Source organism: Brevundimonas sp. (assembly GCF_036399195.1).
In the GTDB taxonomy this organism is placed as follows: domain Bacteria; phylum Pseudomonadota; class Alphaproteobacteria; order Caulobacterales; family Caulobacteraceae; genus Brevundimonas.
Window position 1 is genome coordinate 1 of record NZ_DASWNO010000297.1, and the last position, 8,182, is coordinate 8,182.

Annotated in this window: 9 protein-coding genes; 6 read left to right on the forward strand and 3 right to left on the reverse strand. The window is 69.4% G+C overall.

What is annotated here, in order from left to right; all coding sequences use genetic code 11:
• The 5 genes from VGB60_RS13020 to VGB60_RS13040 form a co-directional block, all read left to right on the forward strand.
• Positions 1–2,317 (forward strand): transcriptional regulator (locus tag VGB60_RS13020; RefSeq protein WP_331038674.1); only part of this gene is annotated, 2,317 nt, incomplete at its 5' end.
• A 70-nt stretch (positions 2,318–2,387) separates the two neighbouring features.
• The gene (locus VGB60_RS13025; RefSeq protein WP_331038675.1) at positions 2,388–3,050 is read left to right on the forward strand and encodes a hypothetical protein; all 663 of its coding nucleotides are present in this window, start codon (positions 2,388–2,390) and stop codon (positions 3,048–3,050) included.
• Positions 3,050–3,502 carry a hypothetical protein gene (locus VGB60_RS13030; protein WP_331038676.1) on the forward strand — a complete coding sequence of 151 codons (453 nt, stop codon included), beginning with the start codon at positions 3,050–3,052 and terminating at the stop codon, positions 3,500–3,502. Before VGB60_RS13025 ends, VGB60_RS13030 begins: the two co-directional genes overlap by 1 nt.
• Before the next feature lie 148 nt (positions 3,503–3,650).
• Positions 3,651–4,136, forward strand: coding sequence for a single-stranded DNA-binding protein (ssb, locus tag VGB60_RS13035; protein ID WP_331038677.1), 486 nt, complete (start codon positions 3,651–3,653; stop codon positions 4,134–4,136).
• A gap of 64 nt (positions 4,137–4,200) precedes the next feature.
• Positions 4,201–5,106, forward strand: a complete 906-nt coding sequence (locus VGB60_RS13040) for a DMT family transporter (protein WP_331038678.1) — start codon at positions 4,201–4,203, stop codon at positions 5,104–5,106.
• Between the two features lie 57 nt (positions 5,107–5,163).
• On the opposite strand, the gene VGB60_RS13045 is transcribed toward VGB60_RS13040, so the two are convergent.
• The gene (locus tag VGB60_RS13045; protein WP_331038679.1) at positions 5,164–5,727 is read right to left on the reverse strand and encodes a DUF3035 domain-containing protein; all 564 of its coding nucleotides are present in this window, start codon (positions 5,725–5,727) and stop codon (positions 5,164–5,166) included.
• Between the two features lie 67 nt (positions 5,728–5,794).
• On the reverse strand, positions 5,795–6,301 hold the full coding sequence (lspA, locus tag VGB60_RS13050; RefSeq protein ID WP_331038680.1) for a signal peptidase II: 507 nt from the start codon (positions 6,299–6,301) through the stop codon (positions 5,795–5,797).
• 170 nt (positions 6,302–6,471) lie between these two features.
• On the opposite strand from lspA, the gene VGB60_RS13055 reads away from it, so the two are divergent.
• Positions 6,472–7,728, forward strand: a complete 1,257-nt coding sequence (locus VGB60_RS13055; protein ID WP_331038681.1) for a cation:proton antiporter — start codon at positions 6,472–6,474, stop codon at positions 7,726–7,728.
• 24 nt (positions 7,729–7,752) lie between these two features.
• Here the strand turns inward: VGB60_RS13055 and VGB60_RS13060 are convergent.
• The coding region (locus VGB60_RS13060; protein ID WP_331038682.1) for a PhoH family protein at positions 7,753–8,182 on the reverse strand (430 nt) is incomplete at its 5' end.

An 8,182-nucleotide genomic window follows, 5' to 3' on the forward strand; every position in this document is an offset into this window, starting at 1 on the left:
GACCACGGCGGCCGTCGCGCGCGACAGCGCCAACTCGATTACCGGGCCGATCCACGAGGGCGCGACGAGCGCTCCCGTGACCGCCTTCCAGGGTGATGTGAAGTTCAACATCACCATCCGGGTCCCGGTCGGTCTGACCGATTCAAAGACGACCACGGTTCCGATCGACCTGGCCGCCATGGGTGGGACGCCCCGGACGCTCGACAGCGTGCTCAACCACATCAACGACCAGCTTGAGGCGGCCGGGGTCGCCACGCGGATCGGGCGCGAGCAGATCAAGGCCGAGCCGAAGACCCTGCAGGTCAACGGCAAGACGGTTACGCTGCCTGCCGGTGCGGACAAATGGGCCCTGGCCATCCGGGGCAACTCGACCGAGACCGTCGGCTTCACCGCCGCGGACACCTCCGACGCGGTCTATGTGGTCCAGTCCGCGGGCACGGGCGCCGGGATGCAGCTGCTGAAATTCCAGAGCGACGGAGGGGCCGCTCCCGCGCCCGTCGGCGCCAACGTCGGAGAGACCCACTGGGTCGAGGGCCGGCTGTCGCAGGAGGCGCTGCCCGACGGCGTCGAATCTGTCCGGGCCAGCGCCGTGGCCGCGGACGGAACGCTATGGCTGGTCGCCGACGTGATCTCCGGTCCCGACACCCAGCCGATCAAGGGGGTCAAGGACGTGGCGCTGATGCGGTACGACACCGCCGGCCGCCTGATCTCCACGCGCACGATCGGCGCCGCCTCGACCGCCAGCGGTTACGCCATCGCGATCAGCGCGAATGGCGACGTCGCGGTGGCGGGCTCGGTCACGGGCTCGCTCAACACCTCGGCTGCGGACGCCGGCAAGACCGGCGAGGCCGCCGGGGTGGCCGACAGCTTCGTCACGGTCTTCAGCAAGGACGGCGAGGAGCAGTGGACCCAGCGCCGCGGCGCGCGCGGGGCCGACGAGGCCACGGCGGTCAGCTTCGGAGCGGACGGGACGGTCTACATCGCCGGTCGCGCGCAATCCGCCATCCCGGGCGCCTCGGCGGTCGGCGGCTGGGACGGCTATGTGCAGGCGTTCAAGGCGGGCGAGCCGTATCCCACAGCGGGCATCGTCGCCAAGGCGACCGCCACCACGCAATTCGGAACGGTCGGCGGCGACAGCGTCGACGCCATGACCATCGACGGCTCCAACCTGTACACAGCCGGGGTCGAGAGCGGCCGTGCGGTCGTGCGCCGGTTCACCCTCGACGCCGCGGGCGTCCCGACCCTGGCGTCGACGCGCGACCTGGGCGAGATCAGCGGCGATATCGCTGGCGTGGCGGTCTCGGGCGGGCGGGTCATCCTGACGGGGGCCAGCCGCGACAGCGGCCTGTCGGCCGGGACAGTCACGGCGGCGCATTCGGGCGGCAAGGATGTCTTCATCGCCACCCTGTCGGCCGACCTGGCCGCCGGTCCGGCGGACCGGCTGACGTGGCACGGCGGCGCGGGCGACGACACCGCCGCCGACGTGAAGGTCCACGACGGCAAGGTCTGGATCACCGGGGTCGCGGACCGCGGCGTCGCCGCCAAGGATACGGATCCGACGCAGGGCTATCTCGCCCGCCTCGACCCGCTGACCGGCGCGGTGGAGTACGAGCGGACCTGGTCCGGCCAGGGGGACCAGGCCAAGCCCCTGACGCTGGCGGTGGCGGCCGGCGGCGCGAGCGTGCTCGACCGGTTGGGTCTGCCCAAGGGCGAGATCGACCAGAGCGATTCGAAACGACTGATCGACGCGACCTCGGCGCGCGTCGGCGACCGCTTCTACATCAGCCCGCCCGACGGCGGTCGAGCGATCTCGGTGACCATCGAGGCCAAGGATACGCTGGCCACACTGGCGCGGAAGATCGAGATCGCCTCGGCGGGCAAGCTGAAGGCGTCCGTGGCGTCCGAAGGCGGCGCGGTCACCGGCCGGGAAGGGGAGATCACCACCACCACCGGCGGCTTCCAGCGCCTGTCGATCACGGCCCGCAACGGCAAGACCGGCGCCGTTCTGACCGCCGGCGAGACGGGCCGCGACGCGCTGGCGGGCCTTGGGCTCTCGCCCGGGTATGTCGGCGCTTCGTCGGGCGACGATGTGGTGAAGACCTTCGGTCTGGACCTCCCCGCGGGTCTGACCCTGAACGACGCGGTGTCGGCCAAGACGGCGGGTGAACGGCTTCAGGGGGCGATGAAGGCGGTGCGCGACGCCTATCGGGCGCTGAATCCCGCAACCAACGCGCCCGGCGCCGGCGGGCCGGTTCCCGCCTATCTGACCAATCAGCTCGCCAACTACCAGGCCGCGCTGGCTCGCCTCGGCGGCTAGTCCCGGACAAGGTCGTTGACGGCCAAGCCTCGCGCGGGGTTATTGAGTTCTCCACCCACGCGAGCGGTTCATGCCTCAGGACAATCGTCTTCTCATCGTGATCGGCGCCGGACTGGCGGTGATCGCGGCCATTGTTCTGGCGCTGGTGTTCAGCAGCGGCCGGGATCAGGACGCGGGGCCGCCGCCCGCCGCCCGGGGCGGTCTGACCATCGACGTGTCCGACGCGCCGGAATTGAATACGAGCCGTGAACTGCGTTGTTTTGTCGACGGCCAGTACGTCGGCATGGCGACCCTGTCGGACTGCGCGCGCCGCAACGGCGTGGCCACGGACGCGCTTGACGTCGGTCTGGACGAGACCGGCGCCCTGGCCGCGGCCCCGACGGCCGCCTTCGACCCGCCGCCGACCCTGCCGCCGGTTGAACTGGCCGAAATCGAACCGCCCCTCCCGGCCGAGCAGCCGTCGCAGCCGAGCGTGCAGCCGGCCTCGGGCAGCGCGTGTCTGAGACACACCGGCTCCGAGTGGCGTTCGCTCTCGGCCGGCATGAGCCTCAACGCGTGCGTGCAGGCGCTCTACGCCGGCACCTGCGTGCGGCCGGGCGAGGCGCAGTACGGGCGCTGGGGCGAGACGACGCTCAGGCTGGTTCCGCGGCGCGTGGAACAGTCCTCCGACAACACCCGTTTCCGTACTCTGGTCGAGCAGGACCGCGGCTGCCAGTTCCCGGGATTGCGCTGATGAGACCCTCCACCCTGATGTCCGTCGCCTTTGTTGCGAGCTCGTTGACCGTGGCGGCCTGTCAGAAGAGCACCGAAGCCCCGTTCGACGTCGGCGTCTGCTACGCCGTCGAGCCAGGCGCGGAAGGAGAGGCGCCTCAGTTCAACAAGGTCGCCGAAGCCCAGCCGCAGATCGAGTTCTGCGCGGCGCGTCTGGAGGAAATGCGGATCCGGTTCCTGCGGCTGGGAGGGAGCCGCCAGGAAGTGACCGGCTCCTACCAGGGGCAGTTCATCTTCATCGACCGCGCCGGCGTCTGGATTTCCCGCTCGCTGGAGGGATCGCGGTTCATCCTGTTGGCCCGCACGGGTGACGGGCGGCTGGCCATCCCCGGCGCCATTCAGCGAGCGATCGACGGCACGCCGATCGCCGTAAACGCGCCGCCCGAGGAACCGGCGGCGGGCTCCGCGCCCTAGACGGCGCGGAACAAACGTGGAACAAAGCGGCTGTGGATGGCGCGAGAAAGCTGACGTACAGCCGGCGCAAGCGCGCTAGTCAGGTCTGAAAGCAACCGGCACGAACGGCGCGAAGCGCGGCGGGCCAGAACGAAGAAGGAGCTCGGCGATGGCGGGCAGCGTCAACAAGGTCATTCTGGTCGGCAATCTGGGCAAGGACCCGGAGATCCGCACCCTCAACTCCGGCGAGCGGGTCGCGAACCTGTCGCTCGCGACGTCCGAGCAGTGGCGCGACAAGTCCACCGGCGAGCGCAAGGAGAAGACCGAGTGGCACCGCGTGGTCATCTTCAACGAGAACATCGTCAAGGTGGCCGAGAACTATCTGAAGAAGGGCTCGACCGTGTACATCGAGGGCTCGCTGCAGACGCGCAAGTACGAGCAGGCGGGCGTCGAGAAATACACCACCGAGATCGTGCTGCAGAAGTTCCGAGGCGAGCTGACCATGCTGGGCGGTCGTGACGGCGGCGGCGGCGGCGGCGGCGGCGGCCAGCGCGGAGGCGACGACGATTATTCATCCGGCTTCTCGACTGGCGGCGCCAACAAGCCGAGCGGGCCCAAGGAAAGCTACGACCTCAACGACGACATTCCGTTCTGAGGGCGAAACGCTCCGTTACCCGCTTTGAGACCCGCGCCTGTTCATCCTGTGCCATAGGCGCGGGGTGATCACGCCAGACAAGCCCCGCAGCCCGCTGACCCCCGTGGAGATCGCCGCCATCGTGGCGGTGGTGGTGATCTGGGGCGTCAACAACGCGGCGGCCAAGTACGCAACCGAGACCATGCCGCCGATGATGGTGGGGGCGCTGCGGTTCGCACTGGCCGGCGCCTGTCTGATCCCCTTCGTCCGGCCGCCCTTCCCCAACTGGAAGAGTCTGTTGATCATCGTCGGGCTGGGCGGCCCGATCCACTACGGTCTGATCTATCTCGCGTTCTGGCTGGCCCAGGACGTCAGCCCGGTGTCGGTCGCGGCGCAGCTGTGGGTGCCGTTCACGGCCCTGTTCGCGTTCCTGACCCTGGGCGAACGGCTGTCGAAGGCCGCTTTGGCGGGCATGGCCGTGGCCTTCGTCGGGGTCGCCTGGATGACGCTGGATCCGCACGCCGTCGCCGACTGGAAGGCGATCCTAGTCGGGATCGGGGCTTCGGCGGCCTGGGCCATGACCACGGTGATCGCGCGCCGCACGACATCGATCCCGCCATTGAAGATGCAGGGGCTGCTGGCGCTGGTCGCCCTGCCAACGCTGGCGTTCGCTTCCGCAGTGTTCGAGGACGGCCAGATGGAGGCGGCGCGCAACGCCGACGCCATGGTCTGGGCCTGCGTGTTGTGGGCAGGTCTGGTGTCGTCGGTCGTGGCCACGACCCTGGTGTTCTGGCTGGTCCAGAAGCGCGAGGCCGGGCGGGTGACCCCCTATCTGCTGGCCACGCCGGTGGTGTCGATCCTGATCGGCTGGGGCTTCATGGGCGATGTGCTGACAGCGCAAATCCTGGTCGGCGCGGCGCTGACCATGGGCGGGGTGGCGATCGTTGCGCTGGCCGAGCGGGGCCTGCGCGCGGGCGCGGCCAAGGCCTGATGCGAAAAAAGGCCCGGAGCCGCGCGGCGCCGGGCCTTCGGAAGGACCGTTCGGGTCCTAGAGTCCGGGAAGCTTGAAGCCCGTGTCGCGGCGCGGGGCGATGGTGATCCCCGCGCGGCCGCCGGTTAGGGCCTGGACCCGGGCGTATTCGCTTGCGGCGTCGATAACGATCGCGCCTTCCGATGTTTGCGCCGTGGTCGCTGCCTGGCTGGCGGGGTCGTCGCGGCGCCAGAACAGCAGGCGATTGGCCCAGCCTTCTTCCTTGTGCGCCAGGTCGCCGAACTCGTCGTCGACCACATAGCGGGCGAGGGGATCGGCCCGGTCGCCGCCGGCCTGGGCGACCAGCTGCTGTTCGCCCGGGGAGCGGGTCACGGACTGGCGCTGGCCCAGCAGGATCTGGCGGGCGGCGGATTCGGGCGCGAGCTCCTGCGGACGCGGCTGGCCGGGGGCCGGGGGACGCAGGCCGTACTCGGGCGGCACGGTCAGCGGCGCCGTGGACACGGTCAGGAACTCGTCGGGCGTGACCTTGGTCAGGCCGACGCCCTGCCGAATGCTCGAGCAGGCGCCCAGCGCCAGCAGCGAGGTGGACAGGGTCAGGACAGCGACGGTGCGTAGGCGCATGAAGGATCTCGGTGGTGATCGGGTGGGCGCCGGACGGGCGCGCGCAGGATCTACAGGAAGCGGCTGATTACGACTTTTCGGCGGCGAGGCCAACCTTGGCCGCCCGTTCCGACAGCAGGCTGTCGAGAATCAGCAGTACGACCCCCACGGTGATCGCGCTGTCGGCGACATTGAAAACCCACGGAAAGACCCCGGTGCCGGAGAAGTCCAGAAAATCAACCACGAAGCCGAAGCGGACGCGGTCGATCACATTGCCGAGCGCGCCTCCCATGATCAGGCCGATGGCGGTGATCAGCAGCCGCCGGTCGGCCCGCAACGCCCACCAGCCAAGCGCGCCGGACACGGCGATCGAGAAGGCGCTGAGGAACCAGCGGGCGGAGCCGTCGCCGAACAGGCCGAAGCTGACCCCCCGATTCTCGACCCATGAGAAGTTGAAGATCGGGGGCCAGATTTCCACCCGGCTGACCTCACGCAGGTCGAGCCCGGAGATGACCCAGGCCTTGGTCGCCTGATCCAGCACGAGCACGATCAGGGCGAAGACGAAGGCCATGACGGCGAGGCGTGAGATTTTCATTCGGACCGCTGAAATGTGGACGCCGTCCGGTTAGCAGCAAGGGAAGCGGGCGCGAAGGGGCAATCGTGTCGCGCGCCGCGGGCCCGGCGGCGGTTGCCTCGGCGGGCGTCAGGCCCCAAATGTGGCGCTTCCAGCCACGGAACGACCCCGCACCCCTTCCCGGAGCGCCGATGCCGCACGCCGACAGCCTGATCATGACCCTCGTCGGCGGCTTCGTGCTCGCCTTCCTGCTGGGAATGCTGGCCAATCGGCTGAAGCTGTCGCCTCTGGTCGGCTATCTGGTCGCGGGGGTCATGGTCGGGCCGCATACCATCGGCTTCGTCGCCGACAGGGAGTTGGCGCCGCAGTTGGCCGAGGTCGGCGTGATCCTGCTGATGTTCGGGGTCGGCCTGCATTTCTCCCTCGCCGAACTGATGAAGGTCCGGAAGATCGCTGTGCCCGGCGCTCTGGTGCAGATCGCCGCCGCGACCGCGCTCGGCTGGGGCCTCGGCCGACTGATGGGGATGAGTCACCTCGAAGCGACGCTGACCGGCTTCGCCCTGTCTGTGGCCTCGACCGTGGTCCTGCTGCGGGCCCTGGAGGAGCGGGGTCAGGTCAAGGGACCGGCAGGGCGGCTGGCGATGGGCTGGCTGATCGTCGAGGATCTGGTGATCGTCATCGCCCTCGTCATCCTGCCCCTGCTGGTGATCCAGCCGGGCGAGGTGTTGGAGCCGGCGGTGCTGGCGCGGTCGATCGGCTGGACTCTGTTCAAGGTCGCCGCCTTTACCGGCGTGATGTTGGTCGTCGGCTCAAGGGTGCTGCCGTGGCTGCTGGTGCGGATCGCGCACACCCGCTCGCGCGAGCTGTTCACCCTCGGCGTGCTGGCGATCGCGTTGGGCATCGCCTGGATCGCCTATCAGCTGTTCCACTCCTTCGCCCTCGGCGCCTTCCTCGCGGGACTGGTGCTGAACAGCTCCCCGCTGGGGCACAACGCGGCCGAGCGGTCGCTGCCGTTGCGGGACGCCTTCGCCGTGCTGTTCTTCGTCTCCGTCGGCATGCTGTTCGACCCAAGCATTCTGGTGCGTGAGCCGATGGCGGTGCTGGGCGTCCTCTTCATCGTCATCGTCGGCAAGTCGCTGGCCGCGCTGGCGATCACCACGGCGTTCAAACTGGACCGCGCGACCAGCCTGACGGTCGCGGCCGCGTTGGCGCAGATCGGCGAGTTCTCGTTCATCCTCGCCGCGCTCAGCATGCAGTTGGGCGGCATGCGGCAGGAGACGCACGATCTGATCCTGGCGGCGGCCCTGCTGTCGATCTCCCTGAACCCGTTCGTCTTCGCCGCCATCGACCGCATGGGCGGTCGGCCGCGGCCGCCGTCCAGCGGCTCCCCGGAAGGCCTTGCGCTGGCCAGGGAAAAGGCCGCCGCCGGCAACCCGGCGACGGCCTGACCCCGGGGGCAGCCTGTCAGGGCGTCAGAGGACCCCGATCATCGAGGCCACGAGCGGGTGGCGGACGATGTCGCGCTCGGCGAGGGTCACGACCGAGATGTCCGGCACCGGCGCCAGCCGCGCAGCGATGTCCGACAGCCCGGAAATGCCGGGCAGAAGGTCCGACTGCTGGGGATCGCCGGTCACAACCATGGTCGAATGCCAGCCGAGCCGCGTCAGCAGCATCTTGAGCTGGACGTAGGTGCAGTTCTGGGCCTCGTCGACCACGATGAAGGCGTTGTTCAGGGTCCGTCCCCGCATGTAGCCGATCGGGGCGATCTCGATCAGCCCCTCGGCCATCAGCGCCTTGACCCGCTTCATGCTCAGCCGGTCGGACAGGGCGTCGTAGAGCGGCCGCAGATAGGGGGCCAGCTTGTCCTCCATGTCGCCGGGCAGGAAGCCGATCGATTCCCCC

What these genes read in the sequence shown, in the direction of transcription:
- VGB60_RS13025 (WP_331038675.1), top strand. Translation starts at nt 2,388, where the DNA reads ATGCCTCAGGACAATCGTCTTCTCATCGTGATCGGCGCCGGACTGGCG.
- VGB60_RS13030 (WP_331038676.1), top strand. Translation starts at nt 3,050, where the DNA reads ATGAGACCCTCCACCCTGATGTCCGTCGCCTTTGTTGCGAGCTCGTTG.
- ssb (WP_331038677.1), top strand. Translation starts at nt 3,651, where the DNA reads ATGGCGGGCAGCGTCAACAAGGTCATTCTGGTCGGCAATCTGGGCAAG.
- VGB60_RS13045 (WP_331038679.1), bottom strand. Translation starts at nt 5,727, where the DNA reads ATGCGCCTACGCACCGTCGCTGTCCTGACCCTGTCCACCTCGCTGCTG.
- lspA (WP_331038680.1), bottom strand. Translation starts at nt 6,301, where the DNA reads ATGAAAATCTCACGCCTCGCCGTCATGGCCTTCGTCTTCGCCCTGATC.
- VGB60_RS13055 (WP_331038681.1), top strand. Translation starts at nt 6,472, where the DNA reads ATGCCGCACGCCGACAGCCTGATCATGACCCTCGTCGGCGGCTTCGTG.